Here is a 26,334-nt window from a genome sequence, read left to right on the forward strand (position 1 = left end):
GGCCTGTAAGAGCTCCTGGAGGCCTGTAAGAGCCCGCCGACCCCCGCAGGAGGGGCTGCCCGGAGTGTGACGGACGAAACGGCGGGGACCGGGGCGGTGGCGCCGTGGAGACGAGCGGGCGCCCGCTACCGGCGCACAGGCCGCGCGACCAGCGCGACGCGGCGCTCCACGCGCCCCGGACCGTCCGCTTCCGGCCCCCAGTCGCCCCCGGCCCGCCCCCGCCGCCCACCGCCCGCCCGGGAAACCCGCTTGCCCGCCCCCGTTAGAATCTTCCCCATGGCTTCTCTCCTCGTGCATTAGACGGCGCAGCCGCCCGCGCGGCAGTGTTCGCCCCCTCCCCGTCCCGCACGGCACCGGGAGGTGTCCCCCTCGACCGCCGTCCCACCCGCCCAGGAGTAGTCCCGTGATCACCGCCTCCGGCATCGAGCTGCGCGCCGGCGCACGCGTCCTCATCGAGTCCGCCAGCTTCCGTATCGCCAAGGGCGACCGCATCGGCCTGGTGGGCCGCAACGGCGCGGGCAAGACCACCCTGACCAAGTGCCTGGCCGGCGAGGGCATCCCCGCCGCCGGCACCATCAGCCGCTCCGGCGAGGTCGGCTACCTCCCGCAGGACCCGCGCACCGGCGACCTCGACGACCTGGCCCGCGACCGCATCCTCTCCGCGCGCGGCCTGGACAGCGTCCTCCGCAAGATGCGGGAGAACGAGGACCGCATGGCCAACGGCAAGGGCGCGACCCGCGAGAAGGCCATGAAGAAGTACGAGCGGCTGGAGACGGAGTTCCTGACCAAGGGCGGATACGCCGCCGAGGCCGAGGCCGCGACCATCGCCGCCAGCCTCGGCCTGCCGGACCGCATCCTCGGCCAGCCGCTGCACACCCTCTCCGGCGGTCAGCGCCGCCGCGTCGAGCTGGCCCGGATCCTCTTCTCGGACGCCGACACCCTGCTCCTCGACGAGCCCACCAACCACCTCGACGCCGACTCCATCGCCTGGCTGCGCGACTACCTCAAGACCTATCGCGGCGGCTTCGTGGTGATCTCCCACGACGTCGACCTCGTCGAGACGGTCGTCAACAAGGTGTTCTACCTGGACGCCAACCGCTCCCAGATCGACGTCTACAACATGGGCTGGAAGCTCTACCAGCAGCAGCGCGAGGCCGACGAGAAGCGCCGCAAGCGCGAGCGGCAGAACGCCGAGAAGAAGGCCGCCGCCCTCAACTCGCAGGCCGACAAGATGCGCGCCAAGGCCACCAAGACCGTCGCCGCGCAGAACATGGCCCGCCGCGCCGAGAAGCTGCTCGCCGGCCTGGAGGCCGAGCGCGTCTCCGACAAGGTCGCCAAGCTGCGCTTCCCCGACCCGTCGCCGTGCGGCAAGACGCCGCTGATGGCGGAGGGCCTGTCCAAGTCGTACGGCTCGCTGGAGATCTTCACCGACGTCGACCTGGCCATCGACCGCGGCTCCCGCGTCGTCATCCTCGGCCTCAACGGCGCCGGCAAGACCACGCTGCTGCGCCTGCTGGCGGGCACCGAGAAGCCCGACACCGGCCAGGTCACCCCGGGCCACGGCCTCAAGCTCGGCTACTACGCCCAGGAGCACGAGACGCTGGACCCGGACCGCACGGTCCTGGAGAACATGCGCTCCTCCGCGCCCGACCTCGACCTGGTCGAGGTCCGCAAGGTGCTCGGCTCGTTCCTGTTCTCCGGCGACGACGTCGACAAGCCCGCCGGCGTCCTCTCCGGCGGCGAGAAGACCCGGCTGGCCCTGGCCACCCTGGTCGTCTCCTCCGCCAACGTCCTCCTCCTCGACGAGCCCACCAACAACCTCGACCCCGCCAGCCGCGAGGAGATCCTCGGCGCGCTGCGCACCTACAAGGGCGCGGTGGTCCTGGTGACGCACGACGAGGGCGCCGTCGACGCGCTCGAACCGGAGCGCATCATCCTGCTGCCGGACGGCGTCGAGGACCTGTGGGGCCCGGACTACGCGGATCTGGTGGCCCTGGCCTGATCCGGCCGGCCCTCGCCGGGTCCGGTCCGCGGGCCCGGCCGCCCTCACCCGGGCCTGGCCGCCTTCCGCCCTCACCCGGGCCCGCCGGTCCGCCCGAGCCGTCCCGGCCGGCGGCCGATCGTCGTCGGCGATCACCGTCGGCGATCACCTTCGATCGGTGCCGTCCCGATCATTCGGCCGATGCGTGATCCTTCATCTGAGTGAGGGCGGCTCATCCCCCGGTGTGGTGGAACGCTCCGGCGCACGCACCGGAAGCGGCATCGGGTGCCTTTCGCCCCCGTGCTCCCTGGCCCCGCCCTGACCTGCCGCTTTCTCCCGCCACCCGGACGGGTGTACGGGCCGGGGGAGCCGGAATCGCCTGTTCCGCCCGGCTTCGGCGGCCCGAATCGCGGAAACCTTCTGTCATCGACCTTGCCGAATGGGTGGCCAGGATCCCGGCAAGGGGTGATCATGAGAGACAAGAGGCGCATCTCCCATGAGGAGGCACGGGTGGCCGAGACTCTGAAGAAGGGCAGCCGGGTGACCGGCGCCGCGCGCGAAAAGCTCGCGGCAGACCTGAAGAAGAAGTACGACTCCGGTGCGAGCATCAGGGCGCTGGCCGAAGAGACCGGCCGCTCCTACGGCTTTGTCCACCGGATGCTCAGCGAATCCGGCGTGATCCTGCGGGGTCGCGGCGGTGCGACGCGCGGCAAGAAGGCCGCCTCGGTCTGACACCGCGCACCTGTCGGGCATCAAAAGCATGGGCAGTGCCACCCGGTCGGCCGTTCGACCGGCCGGGTGGTTACTGTGCAGTCACTTACTGCCGACTGCATGCCGATACCGGAGGCTCCCATGACCGCCCCGCAGGCCCTGCTCGACCAGGATGGCGTCCGGCTCACCGTGGACGACGCGGTGGCCACCGTCACCCTGACCAATCCCGCCAAGCGCAACGCCCAGTCGCCCGCCCTGTGGCGGGCCCTCACCGAGGCCGGGCGGCTGCTGCCGGGCAGTGTGCGGGTCGTGGTGCTCCGGGGCGAGGGCAAGTCCTTCTCCGCAGGCCTCGACCGGCAGGCCTTCACCCCCGAGGGCTTCGACGGCGAGCCGTCGTTCCTCGACCTGGCACGCGGCACGGACGCCGACCTGGACGCGGAGATCTCCCGCTACCAGGAGGCGTTCACCTGGTGGCGCCGGAACGACATCGTCTCCATAGCCGCCGTCCAGGGCCACGCCATCGGCGCGGGCTTCCAGCTCGCCCTCGCCTGCGACCTGCGCGTCTGCGCGGAGGACGCCCAGTTCGCCATGCGCGAGACCAGCTTGGGCCTGGTGCCCGACCTGGCCGGCACCCGGCCGCTCGTCGCGCTGGTCGGCTACGCCCGCGCGCTGGAGATCTGCGCGACGGGCCGCTTCGTCCACGCCGAGGAGGCCGAGCGCACCGGCCTGGCCAACCTCGTCGTCCCGGCCGCGGAACTCGACGCGGCCGTCGCCGACCTCGCCGCGGCCCTGCTGGCGGCCCCGCGCGACGCGGTCGTCGAGACGAAGGCGCTGCTGCGGGACGCGGCCGGCCGTACCTACGACGACCAGCGCACCGCCGAACGCGCCGCCCAGGGGCGGCGGCTGCGGGACCTGGCGGGGCTGGGGGAGTAGCGCGGAGTGACGGGGGCGGCGGGGAGCAGCGGGGAGTGGCACCGGCCGTGCGGTGACGGCGAGGGCGGCGGGGCTGGGTACCGGCGTGGCGGGGCCGCCGGCGACGGCGCGCGGCGGCCGGGGCTCGCCGCCGTGCGGCGGGCGCTCCGCCTCTCGCTTCCCGCCCCTCGTCACTCGCCCCTCGCGTCCCTCGTGTGCCGCCCGTCCGGGCCGCTCCGGCGACGGCCGTCCGTGCGACCGTTCCGCCGGCCGAGCGCGGCGGTTCCGGTCGCGGCCGGACGTACGCGCGCGGGACGTACGCGCGCGCCGGCCGGCACGGTCAGCCGCGTATCCGTACGCCGTACCGCTTTCTCAGGAACCACAGCTCCCACAGGGCCACGGCCGTCACGGAGACCGGGCCGCCGAGGAACGCGGCGACGCGGATTGCCGTCGGCCCGTTCGGCAGCCCGTCGCCCAGCGAGAGCAGGGCGAGCGCCCACACCAGGACCACCGTGAGCACGGCCGGCAGGGCGGCGTGCACATCGGCGGTGTTGAACGCGTACCGGGCGGCCGAGCCGGAGGCGAAGGCGAGGAACAGGATCAGCCACAGCGCCAACGGCCCCGCGACCAGCGCCAGCAGGCCGGACGCCGAGCCCAGCGCCCCGGTGCCGTTGAGGTAGGAGAACCCGACCACGCAGCCGACCAGGGCGAGGACCGCGCCCACGTACCAGCCGACCGCCTTCAGCGGGTACCGCAGCCGGGACCGCAGCAGTGGGCGGTGGCGCGGTGGGGCGTACCAGATGAAGCAGGCGATGACGACGGGGCCGAGCACGATCAGCACCACCGGGGCCAGGAACAGCTTGCTCACCCCGTCGTCGACCACCGCCGACCAGCCGCCGTCCACCCCGTAGGCCGAGATCAGCCCGAACGTCGCCAGCGCGCCGAGCAGCGCGCGCACCGACTGCACCCGGGTGACCAGCGGATCCTCGACCCGGCCCGGCCCGGGGGCGGCGAAGACGGCCTGTGCCTTGCGGCGGGCGGAACCGAGCACGCCCCCGATACAGCCGCCCCTACGGGACCCGGGACGGGACCGGCGGGTCCGGTGCGGCGGTGGCCACGGCCGGGGCGGCACGTGGGGCGGTGGCCAGGGCGGCCCCGGGCGGCGTGGACCCGTGTACGTCATGAGCTTCGTCCCCCCTCGAAGTCGACGTGCGGGATTCTAGGGCGTGCCCGCGCGCCCCGGCCCACCCGGTGAACTCGGGCGTACCGCCCCCGGATCCACCCTCCGCCGGTGCGCCCGGTGGTCCTCGGCGCCCGCCTCCGTCGGGTCGACGGCGGTGACGACCACGGCGACCGGCGCCGGGCCCAGCGCACCGCGCACGGCCCGCGCCACGTCGGCCGCCCGGTGCCCGCCGGCGACGGCGATCTGCACCCGGGCGGCGGGGGCGCGGCCCCCGCCGAGCACGGCGTGTTCGCGGGCCACGCCGGTGACGGCGAGGGCGGCGGCCCTTACGGGGTCGGCGGGTTCGGGGCCGGGGGGCGGGGTGTCTCCCTGCGGTTCCGGTGTCCGGTCCCCTTCCGGCGGCAGATCGCGAAGGACGTCCGTCACCCTCAGGTCGATCGCCGCCCACTCCAGTCCCAGCCGTTCCTCGGACACCGCCCACAGCGCGGCGCGCAGCCGGTCGGCCGTCTCGTACAGCGGCTCGTGCGGGACGCCGTGCGCGAACTCGTGGGGGACGGCGCCGGGGACGAGCGCCGTCGTCAGGTCCGCGGCACAGCGCAGCGGGCCCGGCGGGAGGGCGCCGGGCGGCGCGGGGAACCCGGATGGCGGTACGGCACCGGGCGCGCCTCCGGCCGTCGTGACACGGAGGGTGCCGAGCCGGACGCCCGCCACTCCGCGCGCCGCCCGGCGCAGCACCCGGGCCACCGCCTCCTCGGTGATCCAGGCGCCGTCGGCCGGGTCCCCCAGGGGCAGCAGCGCGCCGAGCCCGAGCTGCCGGCGGACGGCGCGGGCGAGCGCGTCGGACCTGTCACGGTCCCGCTCGTCCTGCCCGTCCTGCCTGTCCCGCTCGTCCCGTTCATCCCGCCGGTCCCAGCCGTCCGGCCGGTCCGGCCCGGTCTGCGTGTCCACGGTCATCCCTGTCGTCCCACCGCCGTCGTCCCGCCGCTGCCATCCGTCCCCGGAGGGCACCAGACTGCCGCATTCCGCGCCGCCCGGCGCGCCGGACGGCGCGGAAGGCCGGGTGGCGACGGGAAGAGCGCCCGGGATGCCGCACACGCCGCGAAACTCCCCCCAGCAGGGCCTATGGTGGGCAACAGGACCAGTGACGTTGTCCCCTCCCTTTCCCGTCCCCAGGAACACTCCTTCGGAAGCGAGGCGAACGACCATGACCGACACCGCGGAAGGCCGCGAGGGCGGCGCCAAGGAGTACGTGGCCCCCGCCGACCGGGGCCGTACCACCATCGCCGACGGCGTCGTCGAGAAGATCGCCGGAATGGCCGCCCGCGACGTGGTCGGCGTGCACGCGATGGGCGGCGGGCTGGCCAGGACGTTCGGCGCGGTCCGCGACCGGGTCCCCGGCGGCGGCAAGTCCGTCACGCGCGGCGTGAAGGCCGAGGTCGGCGAGGTGCAGACCGCGCTCGACCTGGAGATCGTCGTCGACTACGGCGTCGCCATCGCCGATGTGGCCCGCGCCGTGCGGGAGAACGTGATCTCCGCGGTCGAGCGCATGACCGGCCTGGAGGTCGTCGAGGTGAACATCGCCGTGAGCGATGTGAAGCTGCCGGACGAGGAAGAGGAGGAGCCGGCGGCGCCCAGGATCCAGTGAGGCACAGCGGCCGGCCCCCGGGCCGGCCCGCCCGTCCGACTCGTTGAGGAGCGCACGATGAGCATGGCCGTGGTCGGCTTGATCGTCGGCATGGCGCTGGGATTCGCCGGATACTTCGGCGGTTTCGGCGCCTTCCTGCTGGTGGCGGCGCTGGGCGCCGTCGGGTTCGTCGTGGGCAGGTTCCTGGAGGGAGACCTGGAGCCCGGCGACTTCTTCCGGCCGCGCGCCCGCGACCGCGAACACGACGGCCGGCGGAGGTAGGCGGTGCCGGGAGGGCGGGCCGTGGAACCGGCCGCACGCGGGGCGACCCGGATCGCCGACCGCGTCGTCGCGAAGATCGCCTCACAGGCCGCGCGGGAGGCGCTCGACGAGGAGCCGGGCGGGCCCGGCGGAGGTACGGGAGCGGGCGGGGGCGCGGACGGCCGGCGCACGCCCCCGCTCGCCTCCGTGACCGTCCACGAGGAGACGGCACGGGTCCGCGTCTCGGTCGAGCTCGGGTATCCGGCGGACATCGGGGCGCACTGCCGCGCGGTGCGGCGGCGGATCGCCGAGCGGGTACGGGCGCTGGCGGGCATGGAGGTGCCGGAGGTCGTGATCACGGTGGAGCGGCTGCATTCGCCGCACATGGAGCGCGGCACGGTGGAGCGGGTCCGATGAGCGACCCCACGCCGCCTTCCGCACCGGACCCGGCGGAACCGCCCGAGCCCCCCGAGGGGACGGAGCGGCTGGACGTCGGGCGCGCCGGCCGCTTCTGGTCCGCCCGCCGGCTGCCCGCCGCCCTGGTCGCCCTCGCCGTCCTGGGCCTGGCCGGGCTCTTCCTCTACGACGTGGCCGCCGTCCGCGCGGGCCACCCGGCGATGGGCTGGCGCCGCCGGCTCGCCCGCGAACTCGCCCACCGGCCGCTCGACGACGGCTGGATCGTGACCGGCGCCGTGCTCGCCGTGCTGGCCGGGATCTGGCTGCTCGTCCTGGCGGTCACGCCCGGGCGGCGGGCGGTGCTGCCGATGCGCCGCGAGACCCCCGACCTCCGCGCCGGGCTCGACCGCAGGGCGGCGGCGCTGGTGCTCAGGGACCGGGTGATGGAGGTGCCGGGCGTGCAGTCCGTCCGCGTCGAGGTCGGCCGGATCGCCGTCCGGGCCCGCGCCCAGGCGCACTTCCGGGACCTGGACGAGGTCCGTACCGACGTGGACGGCGTACTGGCCGACGGGCTGCGGGAGTTGGGCCTCGCCCGGCGTCCCGTCCTCTCGGTCCGGGTACGGCGTCCGGCGAGGCGGTGAGCGTACGGTGCTGAGAACCGTCAACCGGGTGCTGCTGGGCCTGACCGGGATCCTGCTCGTGGCCCTCGGCGCCGCCGTGCTCGTCGGCGCCCTGGACCTGCCCGTGCACTGGGACTTCTCGCTGCCGTCCGCCTGGCCCTTCACCGGCCCGGACGACGTGCTGCTCACCGACGCCGACCGGCGCCGGTGGCGTGGGCGCGACGGGTGGTGGGCCCTGGTGCTCGGCGCCCTCGCCGTCCTGGTGCTGCTGGCCCTGTGGTGGCTGCTCACCCAGCTGCGCCGGCGCCGGCTGCGCGAGATCGTCGTCGACTGCGGCGACGGCGAGGTGGCCCGGCTGCGCGGCCGGGCGCTGGAGGAGGCGCTGACGGCGGAGGCGGGCGCGCTCGACGGCGTCGACCACGCCCACGTCGTCCTCACCCGCCGCCACGGCAGGCCGGAGGCGCGGATCACCCTCACCCTGGCCCCCCACGCGGCCCCGGCGACGGCCCTGCGCCGCCTGGACACGGAGGCCCTGCACCACGCCCGCACGTCCACGGGCCTGCCCCGGCTGCGCGCGAAGGTCCGCCTGCGCGCGGTACGGCACCGGGCGGAACGGGTGGGCTGACGCCCGGGGGCACCTGCGAGGGTCGCCTGCCTGCTGCCGTCGCCCTGCCGGCTTGGGAGGGCCGGGGGTCGGCGGTGGTAGGGGGTTTCGTGTCGGTTCCCAGCCGGAGCTCGACCGTGCCGTGCCCGCCGGCGGGTCAGAAGCCGTGCCGTGCCCCGCCGTCGATCGGGATCATGACGCCCGTGACGTAGGAGGCGGCGGGGGACAGGACGAAGGCCGCGACCGTGCCGAACTCCTCCGGGGTGCCGTAGCGGCGGAGCGGGATCGCCTCCGCGCGGGCGGTCCTGGTCGCCTCGGGGTCGTCGGTGAGGCCGTCGAGTTCGCGCACCCGGTCGGTGTCGATGCGGCCGGGCAGCAGGCCGACGACGCGGATGCCGCGCGGGCCGAGCTCCGTCGCGAGGGACTTGGCGAAGCCGGCCAGGCCCGGCCGGAGGCCGTTGGAGACGGTGAGGCCGGTGATGGGCTCGTGGACGGACGAGGAGAGGACGAAGCCGATCACCCCGCCCTCGGACAGTTCGGCGGCGGCGGTCCGGGCGAGCCGGACGGCGCCGAGGAAGACGGACTCGAAGGCCGCCCGCCACTGGTCGTCGTCGTTGTCGGCGAACCGGCCCGCCGGCGGGCCGCCGACGCTGACGAGGACGCCGTCGAAGCGGCCGAAGCGCTCGCGCGCGGTGGCGATCAGCCGCCCGGCCGCGGCCGGGTCCGCGTTGTCGGCGGCCACCCCGGCCGCGCCGGGGCCGAGTTCCGCGGCGGCGGCCTCCGCCGTCGCCGCGTCCCGGCCGGAGAGCACCACGCGGGCTCCGTCGGCCACCAGCCGGCGGGCGGTGGCGAGGCCCAGCCCGCGCGTCGCGCCGGTGAGTACGTACACCCGGTCCTTGAGTCCAAGATCCATGCGGCCAGTGTGCCGGGCGGGGGACGGCTTGTCAGGGGGAGGAGGGGTCAGTCCGAGGCGGGAGGGGCGGCGGTGGCGCCGGCGCCGGCCTTGGGCTGGGGCTCGGGCTGGGGCTCGGGTTTCGCGGGGTCCGGCTTCGTGGAGTCCGGCTTCTCGGGGTCCCCCGAGCCTGCCGCGTCCTTCGCCGCGGCCGCGGCCGCCGCTGCCGCGGCCTGGTCGCGGCGCTCCCGCCGGACCAGGATGACCCAGCCGACCGGCACGAACGCCGAGAACAGCCACCACTGCACGGTGTACGCCATGTGGTTGCCGATGCTGCTGTGATCGGGGTCGTCGATCGTCTGCGGCTGGCCGTCGGGCGCGGGGGAGATGAGCTCCAGATAGCCGCCCAGCATCGGGCGGTGCGACTGCTCGCCCTGCCGCTGACTGTTGATGATCATGATCATCCGGGGCGGCAGCCCCTTGGTGTCGCGGATGCCGCTGCCCGGGTCCTCGTCCGCCCGCAGACGACCGACCAGGTCGATCGTGCCGGACGGCGGTGCGGGTACCTGGGGGAACGTGCGCTGGCCGGCGTCGGCCGGCACCCAGCCGCGGTTGACCAGGATCGCCTTGCCGTCCTCCAGCACGAAGGGCGTGATGACCATATATCCGGACTTGCCGGAGTTGTCGGTGCGGAGCCGCGCCACCACCTCGCCCTTGACGTCGTACCGCCCCCGGGCGGTGCCCCGGCGCCAGACGTTGTCGCCGGGGACCTCGCGCCCGGGCGCGGTGAGCTCCGTGACGGGAACGGGTGGGCGGGTGAGGCTGCGTTCGATGCGGTTGTTGCGCGCCACCCGTTGCTCATGGCGATGGAGCTGCCAGAAGCCCAATTCGATCATCACCGGGATGAGGACGAGCCCCACGAGCGTGAGGATCACCCACTGCCGGGTCAGCAGGAAGCGGTACACCCGAGTGACGGTACCTGGTGGCTCCGGCCGTCCGGTCACGGGGTGCCGGGCCGCCGCGCGCCGGTGGGCGTGTCCGTTACGCCCGTCACGTCCTCGCGCTCGTCACGTCCATCGCGCTCGTCGCACGCGTCACGTCCGCGCGTCCGTCCTGTCCGTCGCGTCCGTCGCGTCCGTCAGTCCGTCGCGTCCGCCGGGACGACGTGCGACAGCAGCTGGACGAAGACGGCCTCGTCCACCACCGGCGTCCCGAACTGGCGCGCCTTGACCGTCTTGGAGGTGTAGGAGCCCGGATCGTTGGTGACCAGCAGGCTGGTGAGCCGGGACAGGCTCGTCGCCACGTGCAGCCCGGCCTCCGTCGCGCGGTCCTCCAGCAGCTCGCGGTCGATGGAGGTGTCGCCGGAGAACGCCACCCGCATGCCCTGGATGAGCTGTTTGCCCGGTTCGTACCGCCCGGGGTTGGGGTACGGGCAGGCGGGCCGCCGCCGGCTGGGCCGCCAGCTCGCCGGCCCCCCGCCGTGCCGCCGGTCCGGCTGGTAGCCGACCGTCGCCGAGCGGACGGCCGCGGGCCCGTCCGACCACTCCGTCAGCGGCTGGCAGGCCAGCAGCGGCAGCCGCAGCCCCGCCTCGGCCGCCAGGTGCAGACTCGGCCGGAACGCCTCGGCCAGCACCCGCGCGTCGTCGAGCGCGTGGTGCGCCTGCCGCTGGACCACCCCGTAGTGCGCGGCCAGCGACTCCAGCTTGTGGTTGGGCAGCGGCAGCCGCAGCTCCTTGGAGAGCGCGATCGTGCACAGCCGCTGGCGCACCGGCGCCTCGGCCCGGGCCCGGGCGTACTCCCGGGCGATCATGGACCAGTCGAAGGCCGCGTTGTGCGCGACCAGCACCCGCCCCTCCAGCCGTCGCGCGAACTCCTCCGAGACGTCCTCGAACAGCGGCGCGTCCGCGAGGACTTCGGAGGTGAGCCCGTGGATCCAGACGGGACCGGGATCGCGCCGCGGATTCACCAGCGTGTACCAGGTGTCCTCCACCCGGCCTCTGGCGTCCAGTTGGTACACGGCGGCCGACACTATGCGGTCGTCCCGGGCGAGACCGGTGGTCTCCACGTCGACGACCGCGTATCCGTCGGGATACGCGGCCGGCCACGAGGCGGGCGATGCGGCTGCGGTGCGGTCTTCGAGCATGGTCCCAGAGCTTACGGGCCCCCACTGACAACAGATCCTGGCCCCCGGGCCGGCCACCCCGCGGCCGTCCCCCGCCTCCCGGCCGCGCACCCGCTCCCGCCTCTCCGAACCCCGGGTAACGCGCGATCGGTACCCGACGGTAACAACCCCTAGCGGCAGGCCCGTAGGGGTGCTTATGGTGCCGTCATGCCGCACCTTCCGGATGTCGTGTTGTGGTCGGTCCCCGCCTTCGCCGTGCTCACCGCGATCGAAGTGGTGAGCTACCGGATCCATCCGGACGAGGAGGCCGAGGGGTACGAGACCAAGGACGCGGCGACCAGCATCGGCATGGGCGTGGGCAGCGTCGTCTTCGACGCGCTCTGGAAGATCCCGATCGTGGCGGTCTACAGCGCGATCTACGCGCTCACGCCGCTGCGCGTCCCCGTCCTCTGGTGGACGCTGCCCCTGATGCTGCTCGCCCAGGACTTCTTCTACTACTGGTCGCACCGCGGGCACCACGTCGTCAGAATCCTCTGGGCGTGCCACGTGGTGCACCACTCCAGCCGCAAGTTCAACCTCACCACCGCGCTCCGCCAGCCCTGGACGACCTGGACGGTCTGGCCGTTCTACGTCCCGATGGTCGCCGCAGGCGTGCACCCGGCCGCCGTCGCGTTCTGCTCCGGGGTCAACCTCGTCTACCAGTTCTGGGTGCACACCGAGCGGATCGGCAAGCTGCCCCGGCCGTTCGAGTACGTCCTCAACACCCCGTCCCACCACCGCGTCCACCACGCCTCGCAAGGGGGCTACCTGGACCGCAACTTCGGCGGGATCCTGATCATCTGGGACCGCCTCTTCGGCTCCTTCGTCGCCGAGGCCGAACGGCCCGTCTACGGGTTGACGAAGAACATCAGTACCTACAACCCGCTCCGGGTCGCCACCCACGAGTACGCCGCCATCGCCCGCGACCTCCGCGCGGCCCGGAGCTGGCGGGAACGGGCCGGACGGATCTTCCGCGGCCCGGGCTGGCAGCCGCGCCCGCCGGCGGCGACGCCGACGCTCCGTACCCCGGCCGAGAAGGCCGCGGCACCGGAGAGCGTCGGATGAGGGCCTTTCGCCGGAGTTCCCGGTCCTCGCGCGGCCTGCCGCTCGCCTTCGCCGCCGCCGCGGGCGTCCACCTGGGCGCGCTCGCCGGCGGCGCCGAGCCCGTCGCCCGCGCCACCAAACCGGTGCTGATGCCGCTGCTCGCCGAGTACGTCCTCCGCCGCGGCGGCCCCCGGACACTCGCCCTCGCCCTGCTCTTCGGCTGCGCCGGCGACACCCTGCTCCAGGTCGCCGGGGAACTCCCGTTCCTGCTGGGCATGGGCGCCTTCGCGGCCGGACACGGCTGCTACCTCGCCCTGTTCACCCGGCATGGCACGGGCCCGGCATCCCGCCGTCGGCTCGCGGCCGGCTACGCCGCCGCCTGGGCCGGGACGACCGCCCTCCTCTGGCCGGGCCTCCCGGCCGGACTGCGGCCGCCCGTCGCGTTCTACGGCCTGCTGCTGACGGCGACGGCGTTCGGCGCCCTCCGGACCGGGCGCCGGGCGGCGGCGGGCGGCGCGCTCTTCCTGCTCTCGGACGGCCTCATCGCGAGCGGTCTCGCCGGCCGGCCGCAGCCGCCCGCACCCCAGTTCTGGATCATGCTGACCTACCTGGGCGCCCAGTACCTGCTGGCGGAAGGCGTGCTCGAAGCCGCCGACAGCACCGAGGGGGCCCGGCACCGGCCGGACCCCCTCCGCGTACCAGGCGTCGTGCGTCAGTTCTTCACGGCCGCCAGGGCGTCGACGATGCCGTAGCCGTAGTGGCTGTTGATGTTCTTGGTGCCGACGCAGGGAGCGTCCGCGGGGGCGTTGACCGGGCAGCCCGGGTTCTTCGCCTGGGCCTTGAGGATCCACTGGATCTCGGCCGCGTTGGACTTCGGGTGCGTCGCCTTCAGCAGCGCCGCCACACCGGCCACGTGCGGGCCGGCCATCGAGGTGCCCTGCAGGTAGGCGTAGTCGCCACCCGGCATGGTGGACAGGATGCGGCCGTCCTTGGCGGGGGCGTCCGGCACCTGGCGGATGTCGCCGCCGGGGGCTGCGACGTCGATGACGCCCTGGCCGTAGTTGGAGTAGTACGACTTCAGCGAGTTGACGCCGGTCGCGGAGACGGTGACGACGCCGGGCAGCTGGGCCGGGACGTCCAGGCAGGTGGACGGGTCGATGTCACGCGAACCGGGCTTGGTGTCGTTGGGGCTCGACTTGTCCGTGATCTTCTTCGCGGCCAGGTCGAAGTTGGAGTTGCCCGCGGAGGCGACGTTGACGACGCCCTTGCGGTCGGCGTACGCGGTGGCGCGCTCGACCGCGTCGGCTATCGCCTTCTGGTCCGCGTCGTTCGCGCAGTTGAACATCCACGGGTCGACGTAGTAGCTGTTGTTCGTCACCGCTATGCCGTGGTCGGCGGCGAAGACGAAGGCGCAGACCACGCTCTCCGCGTAGAAGAAGCTGCCGGTCTTGGTGCTCACCTTGATGGCGGAGACCTTGGTGTTCGGGGCGACGCCCGTGACGCCTATCCCGTTGCGCGCCGCGGCTATGGTGCCGGCGACGTGCGTCCCGTGGTAGTCCTCCTTGGGGTTGTACGGGCGCCAGGCGCCCGCGCTGGTGTCGGCCTTGCCGGTGACGCAGCTGGCCGACTGGGCGCGGGAGAAGTTCGGGGCGAGGTCGGGGTGGGTGTCGTCGACGCCCGTGTCGATGACGCCGACGGTGACCTTGCGGCTGCCCGGGTTGATCTTCGCGGCCTTGTCCGCCTTGATGGCGGCCATGTCCCACTGGAGGCTCTCCAGCGGCTCCTTGCCCGGCTTGGCGGTCTTGGCGGCGGCCAGCGCGTTGGCCTTCGACAGCTTCAGCTTCTCGGGCTTGCCGACGTCCGTGGTGGCCGCCGGGGTGATGGGCGCGGTCCGGGTGGCACCGGCCGACTCGACGCCGGGCACCGTGCGCAGCGCCTTGGCGAAGTCGGGGTTCTTGGAGTGGACGACGATGACGCCGATCTTGTCGTACGACTCCACGATGCTGCCGCCGTTGCTTCCGACGGCCTTCTTCACCTGGTCGAGCGTGGCCCGCGCGGTCCCCGTGTTGACCACGTACGACAGCAGTGGCCCGTCCGTCCGCACCTTGGCCTGCGGGGCCTTCGCGGCCGGCGCGGCGGCCGAGGCGGTGCCCGGCAGGAAGCCGATCGAGGCGGTGAGGGCCAGGCCGACGGGGAACGCGAGGGCGGCGTGCCGGCGTCTGGGGCGCAGATGAGCCATGGGAACTCCACATCATCCGGGGAGCCGTCGGGCACCAGGCGTGCCGGACGGGTACATGACGAGTGAAGCTAGCGCCGATCATGGGCGATGAGCAATGAATTCCCCAAGAAAAAACCGGCGCATGCCCGCCACAAGCCCGGGGAACGGGACAGTCCGTCCGGTCTCCCCCGGGCGGGGACACTTCGCCGGGCGCCTGCCGGCCGGCCATGCCGACTGCAGGCCGCCCGTCGGCCATGCCGCCGGTCACGCCGCCGGGCGGCCGTGGGGACGGGAGCCGCCCAGCCCGCGCCGCGGGGGCGTAGGGACGGGGACGGCTCAGCGGCCACAGGCGCGTAAGAACGGGAATGACCCGGCCGCCGCAGGGGCCAACGGCCCGCGCGCCGCTCAGCCGCCGCCCCCGCGCAGCGCGTCGATGCTCAGCAGTGGCAGCGGCACCCGCGGCCCGTACCAGCGGCAGCGGCCCGCGGTGGGGAGGGCGGCGGGCCGGGGGGCGGGGACGGCCGCTATGGGGGACGTCAACCTGATGACTCCGAACGGTCGTCGACCGGGGGACTGCGGCTGAGGCGGCGACTCGGTGCTCACGCCAGGGCAACGAGGCGGCGTGCGGCGGGTATTGCGCCGGCCGGCCGCGCTGCGCCATGCACCGTCCTCCCCCTGTCGCATACTGCGGTGTCCCTCTACGATGCGTGATCCGAATCACAGTCCCTCGTGCATCGGACACCACTCGCACCCCGCAACCCCACCGTCAGGAGAGGCCGTGGACTCAGAAGAGGTCGCGGAGACCCCACCCACCACAGCACACCCGGAGGGCACGCCCGCCCGCCCCGGGATCCCCGGTCAGCCCGACCGCTTCACCGCCGTCCAGGGCAGCGCCGAGTTCGGCGAACTGCGCCGTGCGCACCGGTCCTTCGCCTTCCCGCTGACCGTCGCCTTCATCGGCTGGTACCTGCTCTACGTCCTGCTGTCCAACTACGCCGGCGACTTCATGGGCACCACCGTGGCCGGGCACGTCAACGTCGCCCTCGTCCTCGGACTCGCCCAGTTCCTCACCACCTTCCTCATCGCCTGGTGGTACGCGCGGCACGCCGCGGCCCGTATCGACCCCAAGGCGGAAGCCCTCAAGGCCCGTATGGAGGCCGCCGAATGACCGGCGCACCGACCGCCGCGCCCCTGCTCGCCGCCGCGAGCGGCGCGGGGGAGCACCGCACTCTGATCATCACCCTGTTCTCGGTCTTCGTCGCCATCACCCTGGGCATCACCGTCTGGGCCGGCCGGCAGACCAAGGGCACCGACGACTTCTACGCCGGCGGCCGCTCCTTCACGGGCTTCCAGAACGGCCTCGCCATCTCCGGCGACTACATGTCCGCCGCGTCGTTCCTCGGCATCGCCGGCGCCATCGCCCTCTTCGGCTACGACGGGTTCCTGTACTCCATCGGCTTCCTCGTCGCCTGGCTGGTCGCCCTGCTGCTCGTCGCCGAGCCGCTGCGCAACTCCGGCCGCTTCACCATGGCCGACGTCCTCGCCCACCGGCTGAACCAGCGGCCGGTGCGCACCGCCGCCGGCACCTCCACCATCGTCGTCTCGATCTTCTACCTGCTGGCCCAGATGGTCGGCGCGGGCGCCCTCGTGGCCCTGCTGCTGGGCGCGAGCGGCGAGGGGTCGCGGCGCTGGATCATCGCCCTGGTCGGGCTGGTGATGGTGCTGTACGTGACGATCGGCGGGATGAAGGGCACCACCTGGGTGCAGATCGTCAAGGCGGTCCTGCTTATCGCGGGCACCCTGCTGATCACTATCCTCGTGCTCAACAAGTTCCACTGGAACCTCTCCGAGCTGCTCGGCGCCGCGGCCGACAAGAGCGGCAAGGGCAAGGCGTTCCTGGAGCCCGGACTCCAGTACGGCAAGGACGGCACGTCCAAGCTCAACTTCGTCTCGCTGGGCATCGCGCTCGTCCTGGGTACGGCCGGTCTGCCGCACATCCTGATCCGCTTCTACACCGTGCCCACCGCCAAGGCGGCCCGGAAGTCGGTGAACTGGGCCATCGGCATCATCGGCGCGTTCTACCTGATGACCATCGCGCTGGGCTTCGGCGCCGCCGCCCTGGTCGGCTCCAAGACGATCATCGCCTCGAACGAGTCCGGCAACACCGCCGCGCCGCTGCTCGCCGAGGAGGTCGGCGGAGGCGCCGGCTCCACCGGCGGCGCCATCCTGCTCGCGGTGATCTCGGCCGTCGCCTTCGCCACCATCCTCGCGGTGGTCGCGGGACTCACCCTCGCCTCCTCCGCCTCGTTCGCCCACGACCTGTGGGCCAATGTGATCCGCAAGGGCCGCACGGACGAGAAGGAGGAACTGCTCACCGCCAAGATCGCGGCCGTGGTGATCGGCGGGATCTCCATCGCGCTGGGCATCTTCGCCCACCGGCTGAACGCCGCCGCCCTGGTCGCCCTCGCCTTCGCCGTCGCCGCCTCGGCCAACCTGCCGACGATCCTCTACAGCCTGTTCTGGAAGCGCTTCACCACCCAGGGCGCCCTGTGGTCGATCTACGGCGGACTCGTCAGCTCCGTCACCCTGGTGATCTTCTCGCCGGTCGTCTCCGGCAACGAGAAGGCCCTCTTCCCCGGCATGAGCTTCGACTGGTTCCCGCTCGGCAACCCCGGCCTGGTCTCCATCCCGCTCGGCTTCCTGCTCGGCTGGCTGGGCTCGCTGCTCTCCCGCGAGGCCGCCGACCCCAAGAAGTACGCCGAACTGGAGGTCCGCTCGCTCACCGGCTACGGCGCGCACTGACCCGTACGGCGCGCACTGACCCGCACGCCCCCCGAGCACCGGCGGTCCCGTGAACTGTCGGTGCTCAGGGGGCATCGCGTACGCTGCGATCAGCGTGCATCATCGGCCATCAGCGGGAGGGGCAGCGCCGTGCTCGTCGACACCTACGGCCGCGTCGCCACCGATCTACGGGTCTCGCTGACCGACCGGTGCAACCTGCGCTGCACCTACTGCATGCCCGAGGAGGGCCTGAGCTGGCTCGCCAAGCCCGAGCTGCTCACCGACGACGAGACCGTCCGCCTGGTGCGGATCGCCGTCACCCTGCTCGGCGTCACCGAGGTCCGCTTCACCGGCGGCGAACCGCTGCTCCGGCCCGGCCTGGTGGACATCGTCGGGCGGTGCGCCGCCCTCCGCGCCGACGGCGGGATCCGACCCCGGCTGTCGCTCACCACCAACGGCATCGGCCTCGCCCGTACCGCCGACGCCCTCAAGGCCGCCGGCCTGGACCGGGTGAACATCTCCCTCGACACCCTGCGCCCCGACGTCTTCGCCGCGCTCACCCGGCGCCGGCGCCACCAGGACGTCCTCGACGGCCTCGCCGCGGCCCGCGCCGCCGGCCTCGAACCCGTCAAGGTCAACACCGTGCTGATGCCCGGGCTCAACGAGGACGAGGCGCCCGACCTGCTCGCCTGGGCCGTCGAGAACGGCTACGAACTGCGCTTCATCGAGCAGATGCCGCTGGACGCCCAGCACGGCTGGCGCCGCGAACGGATGATCACCGCAGGGGACATCCTGACGAGCCTGCGCACCCGCTTCGCCCTCACCCCCGAGCCCGGCCCCGAGCGCGGCTCCGCGCCCGCCGAGCGCTGGCTGGTCGACGGCGGCCCGGCCCGGGTCGGCGTCATCGGCTCCGTCACCCGCCCGTTCTGCGCGGCCTGCGACCGCACCCGGCTCACCGCCGACGGACAGGTGCGCACCTGCCTGTTCGCCACCGAGGAGACGGACCTGCGGGGCGCCCTGCGCGCGGGGGCCGGCGACGAGGAGATCGCCGACCTGTGGCGGCGGGCGATGCGCGGCAAGAAGGCGGGCTCGGGCCTCGACGACCCGGCATTCCTCCAGCCGCGCCGCCCGATGTCCGCGATCGGCGGCTGAGACCCTCCGGGCCGGGGGTCAGCCCTCCCGCGCCTCCCACTCCTCGAACCGCACCACGTCCTTGAGGAAACCGCGCAGCCCCAGGAAGTCCGACAGGTGCTCGCGGTGCTCGTCGCAGGCCAGCCAGGTCTTGCGGCGTTCGGGGGTGTGCAGCTTGGGGTTGTTCCACGCCAGCACCCACACGGCGGGGGCGCGGCAGCCCTTGGCGGAGCAGATCGGGGCGGTCTCGGGGGAGTTCGGGGCGGTCTCGGGGAAGTTCACACGTCAACTCTACGTAACCGCGTCACCCGGGTCCCCCGACGCCTCGTTCCGCCGACACGCGGAGCTGACACGCGGAGCCGACATGCGGAACCGACATGCGGACACGACGACGCCGGGCAGCCACGGGGGAAGCCGCCCGGCGTCGATCATTCGCTCCGACGGGGGATGCGGAGCGCCTACGAAGTATGTCACGGAGAGCCCCCTGAAGGGCACCGAAAGACATGATTGATTTGAGCTTTTCCTGAGCTTGCCCTTATCGGGCACATACGCCAAGCCTCAGCCCTGGCCGCCCTGTTGACCCACACGGCCGCTCCCATCAGCGGACTCGTCGGCTCCACCGGGGCCGTGCGGCAGAGCGGGCCGCGTGGGCGCGGGGATGAACGTCCCGGGCAGCGAAGGGGCGTTCTCCCGGCCCGCGTTGGCGATGACGACCGCGACGTACGGCAGCAGCGCGCCGAGCACCAGCGTGCCGATCGCCACGTAACGCTCCACGTTCCAGAGCACCACGGTGAGGATCACGGAAATCGTGCGGATCCCCATCGAGATCACATAGCGGCGCTGCCGGCCGCGTACATCCTCGGCCAGTCCCTGGCGGGCCCCGGTGATCCGGAAGGTCTCCGTCTGGCCGCGCTTCCGCATCACATCCACCACCCGATTCGCCTCACTGCCTCCGGTTCGGTCCGTTCCTCGCACCGGTGTGTACTCAACGTTACGCCGCGGCCCCCGCCGCGACGAGGCCGGGGCACCTCCGTTTTCGCCGCCGGGACGGCGCTCGACGTGCACGGGACGGCGTGCGGAAGGGTTCGACGTGCGCCGGACGGGTGGCGGGCCGACACTGGCGTGAGCACGCTCCGCAGCGTCGCACGAGGAGGCGGCATGAACTGGTTGTGGGCCATCATCGTCGGTCTGGTTCTGGGCCTGATCGCCAAGGCGATCCTGCCGGGCAAGCAAGCGATCCCCATCTGGCTGACGATCATCTGCGGCATGGTCGGCGCCCTCCTGGGCAACTGGGCCGCCAGCGCGCTGGGGGTCCGGCACACCAGCGGCATCGACTGGATCCGGCACCTGCTCCAGCTGGCCGGCGCCGTCATCGTCGTCGCCATCGGAGACCGGCTCTGGGTCGGGACCCGGGGCCGGGGAGCGCGGGCCTAGCCCGGCGGCACGCCGCCGCCCCCGGGAACGCGGACGGGCGGACCGGAGAACCGGCCCGCCCGCACGCGCGAGGGATGACTGGCCAATCGGCGGCTACAGCCCGCGGAGCTCCGCGATCCGCCGGCCCGTCTTGAGGTAGACGGCGCCCGCCGCCGAAAGACCGGCGCCCGACAGCAGCTCGGGCACCACCTCGGCCAGCGGACGGATCGCGTCCGCCTCGGCCAGCACGATCGCCTGCTGCCCGCCGTCGGTCTCCACGACCAGCCGCAGGCCGTTCTGCTTGGCGACCCGGCGCGCGGCCGAGGCGCTCGGCTGGAAGCCCAGCACCTTGCTGAGGACGGCCGTGACCGGCTCGGCGCCGTGCTCGGCCACCTCGACCACCGGCAGGTCGCCGACGTCGGTGAAGGTCTTCTTCGAGAACTGGGCGACGAACCCGGCCCGGGCGGCCATCGCGGCCTCGACCCCGTAGAGCGCGGCCACGACCTCACCCGCGAGGACCTTCTTCAGGTCCATCGGGTGCAGCGAACGCTCCCCGACCCGGCCGAGCGCGAGCGCGATCTCCGCGTCCGTCCACTCGGTCCACGCCTTCAGGTACGGCTCCATCAGCCGGTCCGGCACCGACATGATCTTGCCGAAGACGTCGTCGGCGGTCGCGGTCAGACCCACGTAGTTGCCCTTGGACTTGGACATCTTCGCGCCGGTGCCGTCGGTGCCCTCGATCAGCGGCATGGTCACCACGAGCTGCGGACGCTGCCCGCGCAGCTCCATCAGCTTGCGGCCCATCTGCAGGTTGAGCAGCTGGTCGGCGCCGCCGAGCTCGACGTCGCAGTCCAGCGCCACCGAGTCCAGGCCCTGCGCGATCGGGTACATCAGCTCCGACATGGTCAGACCCGAACCCGCGGCGAGGCGGTTGCGGAAGTCCTCGCGCTGCAGCAGCTGCGAGACCGGCACCTGGTTGAGCAGGCCCAGCAGCTCGGGGAAGGTGAACGGCGCCAGCCACTCGCTGTTCTGCCGGAAGCTGACCTTCTCGAAGTCGAAGAAGGGCCGCACCTGCTCGCGGTAGCCCGCGAGGTTCTTCTCGATGTCCTCGTCGGTGAGCGGCGGGCGCTCGGCCGTCCGGCCCGTCGGGTCGCCGATCTTCGCGGTGAAGTCGCCGATCAGCAGCGTCACGTCGTGGCCCATCCGCTGGAAGCGGTTGAGGACGATCATCGGCACGGTGTGGCCGAGGTGCACGTCGGCCGCCGTCGGGTCGATGCCCAGCTTGATGTGCAGGCCCTTGCCGGCGGCCCGGCGCTCGTCGATCCGCTCGGCCAGCTTGTCCGCACCGGGCAGCACCTCCACCGCGCGGCCGGCGATCAGCTCCGCCTGCTCCCGCGCCGAGAGGTCCGACAGGTCCAGATAACGCCGCGCCTTGGTCTCGGTGAGCAGCTGCTCCACGGTCGAGTCGAGGGAGAGGTCCTGTGCGAGGAGCTCACTGGCGCGGGCGACGGATTCGCCGAGGCGTGTCATGGCGTTCCTGAGATCTGTAGCGGACGGTGGCCCCGGCGCCCGAGGGGGCGCGGGGGGCGGAACAGGTCGGTCGTGCGCCAGTCTATTCGGCCGTGCGCGCGGCGCCCCCGCCCGTACCGCCCCCGACGCCGGGGCTCACACCCCCTTGCTCACCGAGCTCATGTGGAAGTCGGGCACCCGCAGCGCCGGCATCGCCGCGCGCGGGCAGACCTTCGCCAGGTCGCGCGGCACCGTGCGCTCGGTGCGGCCCGCCTCCACCGCCCGGGACAGCAGGTCCACCGGCGACTCGTTGAACCGGAAGTTGTTCACCTCGCCGACGACCTCGCCGTCCCGCACCAGCAGGACGCCGTCCCGGGTCAGCCCGGTGACCAGCAGCGTCGCCGGGTCCACCTCGCGGATGTACCAGAGCGAGGTGAGCAGCAGCTCGGGACCGTCGTGCCCGCTCGCGGCGACCATCTCGTCCAGCGACCGGGTGCCGCCCGCCTCCAGGATCAGGTTGTCCGTGTACGGCGCGACGGGCAGGCCCGTCAGCGCGGCCGCGTGCCGGCCGGCGGTCAGCCGCTCCAGCACCCCGTCGCGGATCCAGTCCGTCGCCGCCAGCGGCAGCCCGCTGTCGAAGACCGACAACCGGGTGTCCGAGCCGTCCGTCAGCACGAACGGAGCGCACTCCAGGCCGGGTGCGTACGGATCACTGCGCAGGCTCAGCGGCAGGCCGGACAGCTTCTCGCCCACCCGCGTCCGGCCGCCCGACCCGCTGTCACTCGGCCCGCCACCGCCGCCCGGCCGCGCGAACACCGTCCGCCCCTCCGCCGCGTCCCGCGCGTCCGCCCGCAACTGCTGGTAGCAGACCAGGTCCGCCACGGCCGCCGGCGGCAGCAGCGTCGGATACCGCCCGGCGGGCAGCTCGCTCCGGCCCCGGGCCGCCCAGGCCAGCCGCCGCGCCAGCTCCCCGTCCAGCGCGCGCGGATCGACGTCGGCGAACCCCTCCGTGGCCCGCGACAGCCACGCCGACCCCGGGCCCCGCACGTCCTTCGCGTTCAGCTCCACCCGGCCCATGGGCTGGTCGTGCCGCAGCCGCAGCCCGGTCGAGCTGCCCAGGTAGGAGGTGACCGTCTGGTGCCGGGCGTAGCCGTACAGCTCGCGGCCCTCGGCCCGGGCCCGGGCGAAGGACTCGCCGAGCGCCGGGGCGAACGCGTCGAAGACGGCGATGGACGTCTCGGCCGGCGGCTCCGCGAACGTGGGAGAGTGCGGGACGTCCGCCACCAGCGGCCGCGCGTCGTCGGCGGGCCCCGCCCCGCGCGCGGCCTCCTCGGCGGCCCGCACCAGCGGCTCCACGTCGTCGGCCGTCACCGCCGAGCCCGACACCACCCCGGCCGCCGTCCCCTGCCCGCCGCCCACCGTCGCGATCACGGTCACGGCGCGCCCGCGCGCGGTGCCATTGGTGGTCAGCGCGTTGCGCGCCCAGCGCAGATCGGCCGACGAGCGCTCCGCGACGACCACCACGCAACCGTCCGCGCGGGACAGCGCGAGGGCCCGCTCCACGATCTCCTGCGGCCTGTTCCGACGTGCTGTCACGTGTGGGCTCCCCTCGTCGCCGTCCCGGTTCCGGTTCCGTACGATTCCCCGCCGCGCCTCAACGGCCCGCCTCCCGCACCGTATTGAGCACGTTCACCCCGCGGAACAGCGCCGACGGACAGCCGTGCGACACCGCCGCGATCTGCCCCGGCTGCGCCTTGCCGCAGTTGAACGCCCCGCCCAGGACGTACGTCTCCGGGCCGCCCACCGCGGTCATCGAGCCCCAGAAGTCCGTGGTGGTCGCCTGGTACGCCACGTCCCGCAGCTGGCCCGCGAGCCGCCCGCGCTCGATCCGGAAGAAGCGCTGGCCGGTGAACTGGAAGTTGTACCGCTGCTGATCGATCGACCAGGACCGGTTGCCGACGACGTAGATCCCCCGGTCCACGCCCGCGATCAGCTCCTCGGTCGACGGGCCGTCCGGCGCGGGCCGCAGCGAGACGTTGGCCATCCGCTGCACCGGCATGTGCGAGGGCGAGTCCGCGTACGAGCAGCCGTTGGACCGGCCGAGGCCGTGCAGCCGGGCGATCCGGCGGTCGAGCTGCCAGCCGACCAGGATCCCGTCCCTGACGATGTCCCATTCCTGGGCGGCCACCCCCTCGTCGTCGTAGCCGACGCTCGCCAGCCCGTGCTCGGCCGTCCGGTCGCCGGTGACGTTCATCAGCGGCGAGCCGTAGACGAGCTTCCCGAGCCGGTCCGGGGTAGCGAACGAGGTGCCCGCGTACGCCGCCTCGTAACCGAGCGCGCGGTCCAGCTCGGTGGCGTGCCCGATGGACTCGTGGATGGTCAGCCACAGGTTCGACGGGTCGATGACCAGGTCGTACGCGCCCGGCCGCACGCTCGGCGCGCGCACCTTCGCCGCCAGCAGCTCCGGCAGCTCGGCCAGCTCCGCGTCCCAGTCCCAGCCGGTGCCCGTCAGGTACTCCCAGCCGCGGGCCGTCGGCGGGGCCAGGGTGCGCATCGACTCCACGCCGCCCGCCGGGTCCACGGCCACCGCCGTGAACTGCGGGTGCACCCGGACGCGCTGCTGGGTGGTGACCGTGCCCGCCGTGTCCGCGTAGAACTTGTTCTCGTGGATGGCCACCAGCGACGCGTCGGCGTGCGCCACCCCGTCGGCGGCCAGCAGCCGCGCGCTGAAGTCGGCCAGCAGGGCGGTCCGCTCGGCGGGCGGTACGCCGAACGGGTCCCGCTCGTACGGCGACACCCAGGTCCGGTCGGCGTGCACCGGCTCGTCCGCCAGCTCCACGCGGTCGCCCGAGCCGGCCGCGGCCGTCACCTTCCCCGCCAGCCGGGCCATGGCCACGGCCTGGCCGGCCACCCGGGCGGCGGCGTCCATCGTCAGCTCCGTCCCGGCGGCGAAACCCCAGGCGCCGCCGTGCACCACGCGCACCGCGTACCCCAGGTCCGTGATGTCCGCGGACCCCGCGAGCCGGGCGTCCCGCAGCCGCCAGGAGGCGTTGCGCACCCGTTCCAGGCGGAAGTCGGCGTGATCGGCGCCCAGCGCGCGGGCGCGGGCGAGGGCGGCGTCGGCGAGCGGGCGCAGGGGCAGTGCGAGGAATGACGCGTCGATGGCGTGCGGCACGGAACCTCCCGGGGTCGTCGCCGTGCATCATGCCCATCCCCGGGCCGCCTGCCGCAGGAGATTCTGTAGAGATCCAACAGGGACCGGCCACGCCGCCTGTCAGTGCCCGATTGTCGCCCCGGCGACCTCTACCGATACGTTCGTGTAGTCCAGCTCCGTCCCTGTACGGATTCGTCAACGGAAGGGTGATCCTTTGAGCCGCTCGGTTCTCGTCACCGGAGGAAACCGGGGCATCGGCCTCGCCATCGCGCGCGCGTTCGCCGACGCGGGCGACAAGGTCGCCGTCACCTACCGCTCGGGCGAACCCCCGGCCGACTTCCTCGCTGTCAAGTGCGACATCACGGACCCGGAGCAGGTCGAGCAGGCGTTCAAGGAGATCGAGGAGAAGCAGGGCGCGGTCGAGGTGCTGGTGGCCAACGCCGGCGTCACCCGCGACCAGCTGCTGCTCCGCATGTCCGAGGAGGACTTCTCCTCGGTCGTGGAGACCAACCTCACCGGGACGTTCCGCGTCGTCAAGCGCGCCTCCCGGCCCATGCTCCGCGCCCGCAAGGGCCGCGTGGTGCTGATCTCCTCCGTGGTGGGCCTGCTCGGTTCGGCCGGGCAGGCGAACTACGCGGCCTCCAAGGCCGGCCTCATCGGCTTCGCCCGCTCCGTCGCCCGTGAGCTGGGCTCCCGGAACATCACCGTTAACGTCGTCGCCCCCGGTTTCGTGGACACCGACATGACGCGCGTGCTCAGCGACGAGCAGCGCGCGGGGATCGTGGCCAACGTTCCGCTGGGCCGCTACGCGCAGCCCGAGGAGATCGCCGCCTCGGTCCGCTTCCTCGCCTCCGAAGAGGCCGCATACATCACCGGAGCCGTCATTCCTGTCGACGGCGGATTGGGCATGGGTCACTGAACGCCATGAGTGGAATCCTCGCAGGCAAGCGCATCCTGGTCACGGGTGTCCTCACCGAGCAGTCGATCGCCTTCCAGGCCGCGAAGGTGGCCCAGAACGAGGGCGCCGAGGTCGTCCTGACCGGCTTCGGCCGGCTCTCCCTGGTCGAGCGCATCGCCAAGCGGCTCCCGAAGCCGGCGCCGGTGATCGAGCTGGACGTCAGCAACCAGGAGCACCTGGACGGCCTGGCCGCCAAGGTGCGCGAGCACATCGGCGACGACGTGCCCCTCGACGGCATCGTGCACTCGATCGCCTTCGGCCCCCAGGGCGCCTTCAACTTCCTCGAGGCCAGCTGGGAGGACGTCTCCACGGCCGTCCAGGTCTCGGCGTACTCCTACAAGTCGCTGGCCATGGCCCTGCTGCCGCTGATGCGCGAGGGCTCCTCCATCGTCGGCCTCACCTTCGACGCGCAGATCGCCTGGCCGAAGTACGACTGGATGGGCGTGGCCAAGGCCGCCCTGGAGGGCACCAACCGCTACCTCGCCCGTGACCTGGGCCCCAAGGGCATCCGCTGCAACCTGGTCTCGGCCGGCCCGATCAAGTCCATGGCCGCCAAGTCCATCCCGGGCTTCGAAGAGCTCGCGGACGTCTGGAACCACCGCGCCCCCATCGGCTGGGACCTGGCCGACCCGGAGCCGGCCGGCCGCGGCGTCGTCGGCATGCTGTCGGACTTCTTCCCGCGCACGACGGGCGAGATCGTGCACGTGGATGGTGGCGTGCACATGATGGGTGCCTGACGCTTCGGGCGTAGCTGCAGGCGTGCCGAGGGCCGCGGTCCGGG

28 protein-coding genes are annotated in these 26,334 nt (G+C 73.3%); 16 read left to right on the plus strand and 12 right to left on the minus strand.

From position 1 onward, the window contains the following. Positions 1–403 precede the first annotated feature (403 nt). The 3 genes from K7I03_RS25820 (at position 404) to K7I03_RS25830 (ending at position 3,625) form a co-directional block, all read left to right on the plus strand. Complete coding sequence (locus K7I03_RS25820) at positions 404–2,002, plus strand: ABC-F family ATP-binding cassette domain-containing protein (RefSeq protein ID WP_185945825.1); 1,599 nt, start codon at positions 404–406, stop codon at positions 2,000–2,002. 489 nt (positions 2,003–2,491) lie between these two features. Beyond that, on the plus strand, positions 2,492–2,713 hold the full coding sequence (locus tag K7I03_RS25825) for a helix-turn-helix domain-containing protein (RefSeq protein ID WP_004955677.1): 222 nt from the start codon (positions 2,492–2,494) through the stop codon (positions 2,711–2,713). Positions 2,714–2,833: 120 nt separating this feature from the next. After that, the gene (locus K7I03_RS25830) at positions 2,834–3,625 is read left to right on the plus strand and encodes an enoyl-CoA hydratase/isomerase family protein (RefSeq protein ID WP_185945824.1); all 792 of its coding nucleotides are present in this window, start codon (positions 2,834–2,836) and stop codon (positions 3,623–3,625) included. A gap of 319 nt (positions 3,626–3,944) precedes the next feature. On the opposite strand, the gene K7I03_RS25835 is transcribed toward K7I03_RS25830, so the two are convergent. Together K7I03_RS25835 and K7I03_RS25840 are read right to left on the minus strand one after the other, a co-directional pair. Continuing rightward, the gene (locus K7I03_RS25835; RefSeq protein ID WP_185945823.1) at positions 3,945–4,655 is read right to left on the minus strand and encodes a hypothetical protein; all 711 of its coding nucleotides are present in this window, start codon (positions 4,653–4,655) and stop codon (positions 3,945–3,947) included. 168 nt (positions 4,656–4,823) lie between these two features. After that, complete coding sequence (locus tag K7I03_RS25840) at positions 4,824–5,735, minus strand: hypothetical protein (protein WP_224347215.1); 912 nt, start codon at positions 5,733–5,735, stop codon at positions 4,824–4,826. Positions 5,736–5,991: 256 nt separating this feature from the next. Here K7I03_RS25840 and K7I03_RS25845 point away from each other — a divergent pair, with 256 nt between their 5' ends. The 5 genes from K7I03_RS25845 to amaP are packed head-to-tail and all read left to right on the plus strand — an operon-like array spanning position 5,992 to position 8,313. Further along, a complete protein-coding gene (locus K7I03_RS25845; protein ID WP_185945822.1) occupies positions 5,992–6,432 on the plus strand; it encodes an Asp23/Gls24 family envelope stress response protein in 441 nt (146 codons plus the stop codon). Positions 6,433–6,489: 57 nt separating this feature from the next. Next, positions 6,490–6,693: a hypothetical protein gene (locus K7I03_RS25850; protein WP_004956272.1), complete on the plus strand. Its 204-nt coding sequence runs from the start codon at positions 6,490–6,492 to the stop codon at positions 6,691–6,693. A gap of 21 nt (positions 6,694–6,714) precedes the next feature. After that, positions 6,715–7,089, plus strand: a complete 375-nt coding sequence (locus tag K7I03_RS25855; RefSeq protein WP_185945821.1) for an Asp23/Gls24 family envelope stress response protein — start codon at positions 6,715–6,717, stop codon at positions 7,087–7,089. Next, entirely contained in the window at positions 7,086–7,709 is a 624-nt protein-coding gene (locus tag K7I03_RS25860) for a DUF6286 domain-containing protein (RefSeq protein WP_185945820.1), read from the plus strand. The genes K7I03_RS25855 and K7I03_RS25860 overlap by 4 nt, the downstream gene beginning before the upstream one ends. Before the next feature lie 7 nt (positions 7,710–7,716). Continuing rightward, on the plus strand, positions 7,717–8,313 hold the full coding sequence (amaP, locus tag K7I03_RS25865) for an alkaline shock response membrane anchor protein AmaP (RefSeq protein ID WP_185945819.1): 597 nt from the start codon (positions 7,717–7,719) through the stop codon (positions 8,311–8,313). Between the two features lie 136 nt (positions 8,314–8,449). On the opposite strand, the gene K7I03_RS25870 is transcribed toward amaP, so the two are convergent. The 3 genes from K7I03_RS25870 to K7I03_RS25880 form a co-directional block, all read right to left on the minus strand. Then, positions 8,450–9,205: an SDR family oxidoreductase gene (locus tag K7I03_RS25870; protein WP_185945818.1), complete on the minus strand. Its 756-nt coding sequence runs from the start codon at positions 9,203–9,205 to the stop codon at positions 8,450–8,452. 47 nt (positions 9,206–9,252) lie between these two features. Continuing rightward, positions 9,253–10,149: an SURF1 family cytochrome oxidase biogenesis protein gene (locus tag K7I03_RS25875; protein WP_185945817.1), complete on the minus strand. Its 897-nt coding sequence runs from the start codon at positions 10,147–10,149 to the stop codon at positions 9,253–9,255. A 173-nt stretch (positions 10,150–10,322) separates the two neighbouring features. Then, positions 10,323–11,327 carry a DEDDh family exonuclease gene (locus K7I03_RS25880; protein ID WP_185945816.1) on the minus strand — a complete coding sequence of 335 codons (1,005 nt, stop codon included), beginning with the start codon at positions 11,325–11,327 and terminating at the stop codon, positions 10,323–10,325. Between the two features lie 186 nt (positions 11,328–11,513). Here K7I03_RS25880 and K7I03_RS25885 point away from each other — a divergent pair, with 186 nt between their 5' ends. Beyond that, positions 11,514–12,410: a sterol desaturase family protein gene (locus K7I03_RS25885; protein WP_185945815.1), complete on the plus strand. Its 897-nt coding sequence runs from the start codon at positions 11,514–11,516 to the stop codon at positions 12,408–12,410. Further along, positions 12,407–13,141: a lysoplasmalogenase gene (locus K7I03_RS25890; protein ID WP_185945814.1), complete on the plus strand. Its 735-nt coding sequence runs from the start codon at positions 12,407–12,409 to the stop codon at positions 13,139–13,141. The genes K7I03_RS25885 and K7I03_RS25890 overlap by 4 nt, the downstream gene beginning before the upstream one ends. Here K7I03_RS25890 and K7I03_RS25895 read toward each other — a convergent pair. Continuing rightward, positions 13,102–14,628 (minus strand): S8 family peptidase, encoded by a 1,527-nt coding sequence (locus K7I03_RS25895; protein ID WP_185945813.1) that lies wholly within the window; start codon positions 14,626–14,628, stop codon positions 13,102–13,104. The two genes, K7I03_RS25890 and K7I03_RS25895, sit on opposite strands and share 40 nt — an antisense overlap. Positions 14,629–15,012: 384 nt before the next feature. Further along, entirely contained in the window at positions 15,013–15,147 is a 135-nt protein-coding gene (locus K7I03_RS33905) for a hypothetical protein (RefSeq protein WP_260630448.1), read from the minus strand. A 238-nt stretch (positions 15,148–15,385) separates the two neighbouring features. Here K7I03_RS33905 and K7I03_RS25900 point away from each other — a divergent pair, with 238 nt between their 5' ends. The 3 genes from K7I03_RS25900 (at position 15,386) to moaA (ending at position 18,540) form a co-directional block, all read left to right on the plus strand. Next, positions 15,386–15,775 (plus strand): DUF485 domain-containing protein, encoded by a 390-nt coding sequence (locus tag K7I03_RS25900; protein WP_398857954.1) that lies wholly within the window; start codon positions 15,386–15,388, stop codon positions 15,773–15,775. Next, on the plus strand, positions 15,772–17,409 hold the full coding sequence (locus tag K7I03_RS25905) for a solute symporter family protein (RefSeq protein WP_185945811.1): 1,638 nt from the start codon (positions 15,772–15,774) through the stop codon (positions 17,407–17,409). Before K7I03_RS25900 ends, K7I03_RS25905 begins: the two co-directional genes overlap by 4 nt. 129 nt (positions 17,410–17,538) lie before the next feature. After that, positions 17,539–18,540, plus strand: a complete 1,002-nt coding sequence (gene moaA, locus K7I03_RS25910) for a GTP 3',8-cyclase MoaA (protein ID WP_224347216.1) — start codon at positions 17,539–17,541, stop codon at positions 18,538–18,540. 18 nt (positions 18,541–18,558) lie between these two features. Here moaA and K7I03_RS25915 read toward each other — a convergent pair whose 3' ends face one another. Continuing rightward, complete coding sequence (locus K7I03_RS25915; RefSeq protein WP_185945810.1) at positions 18,559–18,801, minus strand: hypothetical protein; 243 nt, start codon at positions 18,799–18,801, stop codon at positions 18,559–18,561. Positions 18,802–19,077: 276 nt separating this feature from the next. Beyond that, the gene (locus K7I03_RS25920) at positions 19,078–19,440 is read right to left on the minus strand and encodes a DUF3099 domain-containing protein (protein WP_185945809.1); all 363 of its coding nucleotides are present in this window, start codon (positions 19,438–19,440) and stop codon (positions 19,078–19,080) included. A gap of 237 nt (positions 19,441–19,677) precedes the next feature. Here K7I03_RS25920 and K7I03_RS25925 point away from each other — a divergent pair, with 237 nt between their 5' ends. Then, the gene (locus K7I03_RS25925; RefSeq protein ID WP_185945808.1) at positions 19,678–19,953 is read left to right on the plus strand and encodes a GlsB/YeaQ/YmgE family stress response membrane protein; all 276 of its coding nucleotides are present in this window, start codon (positions 19,678–19,680) and stop codon (positions 19,951–19,953) included. A 93-nt stretch (positions 19,954–20,046) separates the two neighbouring features. On the opposite strand, the gene tyrS is transcribed toward K7I03_RS25925, so the two are convergent. The 3 genes from tyrS to K7I03_RS25940 all read right to left on the minus strand — a co-directional run bounded on the left by tyrS (position 20,047) and on the right by K7I03_RS25940 (position 24,616). Then, complete coding sequence (gene tyrS / locus K7I03_RS25930; protein ID WP_185945807.1) at positions 20,047–21,462, minus strand: tyrosine--tRNA ligase; 1,416 nt, start codon at positions 21,460–21,462, stop codon at positions 20,047–20,049. Between the two features lie 135 nt (positions 21,463–21,597). Beyond that, the gene (locus K7I03_RS25935) at positions 21,598–23,037 is read right to left on the minus strand and encodes a metallopeptidase TldD-related protein (protein WP_185945806.1); all 1,440 of its coding nucleotides are present in this window, start codon (positions 23,035–23,037) and stop codon (positions 21,598–21,600) included. A 58-nt stretch (positions 23,038–23,095) separates the two neighbouring features. Continuing rightward, positions 23,096–24,616 carry a TldD/PmbA family protein gene (locus K7I03_RS25940; RefSeq protein ID WP_185945805.1) on the minus strand — a complete coding sequence of 507 codons (1,521 nt, stop codon included), beginning with the start codon at positions 24,614–24,616 and terminating at the stop codon, positions 23,096–23,098. A 193-nt stretch (positions 24,617–24,809) separates the two neighbouring features. Here K7I03_RS25940 and fabG point away from each other — a divergent pair, with 193 nt between their 5' ends. Both fabG and fabI read left to right on the plus strand, forming a co-directional pair. Then, the gene (gene fabG / locus K7I03_RS25945) at positions 24,810–25,514 is read left to right on the plus strand and encodes a 3-oxoacyl-[acyl-carrier-protein] reductase (protein WP_185945804.1); all 705 of its coding nucleotides are present in this window, start codon (positions 24,810–24,812) and stop codon (positions 25,512–25,514) included. A 5-nt stretch (positions 25,515–25,519) separates the two neighbouring features. Beyond that, complete coding sequence (gene fabI / locus K7I03_RS25950) at positions 25,520–26,290, plus strand: enoyl-ACP reductase FabI (protein ID WP_185945803.1); 771 nt, start codon at positions 25,520–25,522, stop codon at positions 26,288–26,290. The last annotated feature ends 44 nt before the right edge of the window (positions 26,291–26,334 follow it).

Source organism: Streptomyces mobaraensis, from assembly GCF_020099395.1.
Taxonomy (GTDB): domain Bacteria; phylum Actinomycetota; class Actinomycetes; order Streptomycetales; family Streptomycetaceae; genus Streptomyces.

Excerpts from the sequence above, each read along its gene's own strand:
- K7I03_RS25925 (WP_185945808.1), top strand. The coding sequence starts at position 19,678 with ATGAACTGGTTGTGGGCCATCATCGTCGGTCTGGTTCTGGGCCTGATC.
- K7I03_RS25920 (WP_185945809.1), bottom strand. The coding sequence starts at position 19,440 with ATGCGGAAGCGCGGCCAGACGGAGACCTTCCGGATCACCGGGGCCCGC.
- tyrS (WP_185945807.1), bottom strand. The coding sequence starts at position 21,462 with ATGACACGCCTCGGCGAATCCGTCGCCCGCGCCAGTGAGCTCCTCGCA.
- K7I03_RS25860 (WP_185945820.1), top strand. The coding sequence starts at position 7,086 with ATGAGCGACCCCACGCCGCCTTCCGCACCGGACCCGGCGGAACCGCCC.
- K7I03_RS25850 (WP_004956272.1), top strand. The coding sequence starts at position 6,490 with ATGAGCATGGCCGTGGTCGGCTTGATCGTCGGCATGGCGCTGGGATTC.
- K7I03_RS25870 (WP_185945818.1), bottom strand. The coding sequence starts at position 9,205 with ATGGATCTTGGACTCAAGGACCGGGTGTACGTACTCACCGGCGCGACG.
- K7I03_RS25890 (WP_185945814.1), top strand. The coding sequence starts at position 12,407 with ATGAGGGCCTTTCGCCGGAGTTCCCGGTCCTCGCGCGGCCTGCCGCTC.
- K7I03_RS25830 (WP_185945824.1), top strand. The coding sequence starts at position 2,834 with ATGACCGCCCCGCAGGCCCTGCTCGACCAGGATGGCGTCCGGCTCACC.
- fabI (WP_185945803.1), top strand. The coding sequence starts at position 25,520 with ATGAGTGGAATCCTCGCAGGCAAGCGCATCCTGGTCACGGGTGTCCTC.
- K7I03_RS25905 (WP_185945811.1), top strand. The coding sequence starts at position 15,772 with ATGACCGGCGCACCGACCGCCGCGCCCCTGCTCGCCGCCGCGAGCGGC.
- K7I03_RS25885 (WP_185945815.1), top strand. The coding sequence starts at position 11,514 with ATGCCGCACCTTCCGGATGTCGTGTTGTGGTCGGTCCCCGCCTTCGCC.
- K7I03_RS25895 (WP_185945813.1), bottom strand. The coding sequence starts at position 14,628 with ATGGCTCATCTGCGCCCCAGACGCCGGCACGCCGCCCTCGCGTTCCCC.
- K7I03_RS25880 (WP_185945816.1), bottom strand. The coding sequence starts at position 11,327 with ATGCTCGAAGACCGCACCGCAGCCGCATCGCCCGCCTCGTGGCCGGCC.
- K7I03_RS25845 (WP_185945822.1), top strand. The coding sequence starts at position 5,992 with ATGACCGACACCGCGGAAGGCCGCGAGGGCGGCGCCAAGGAGTACGTG.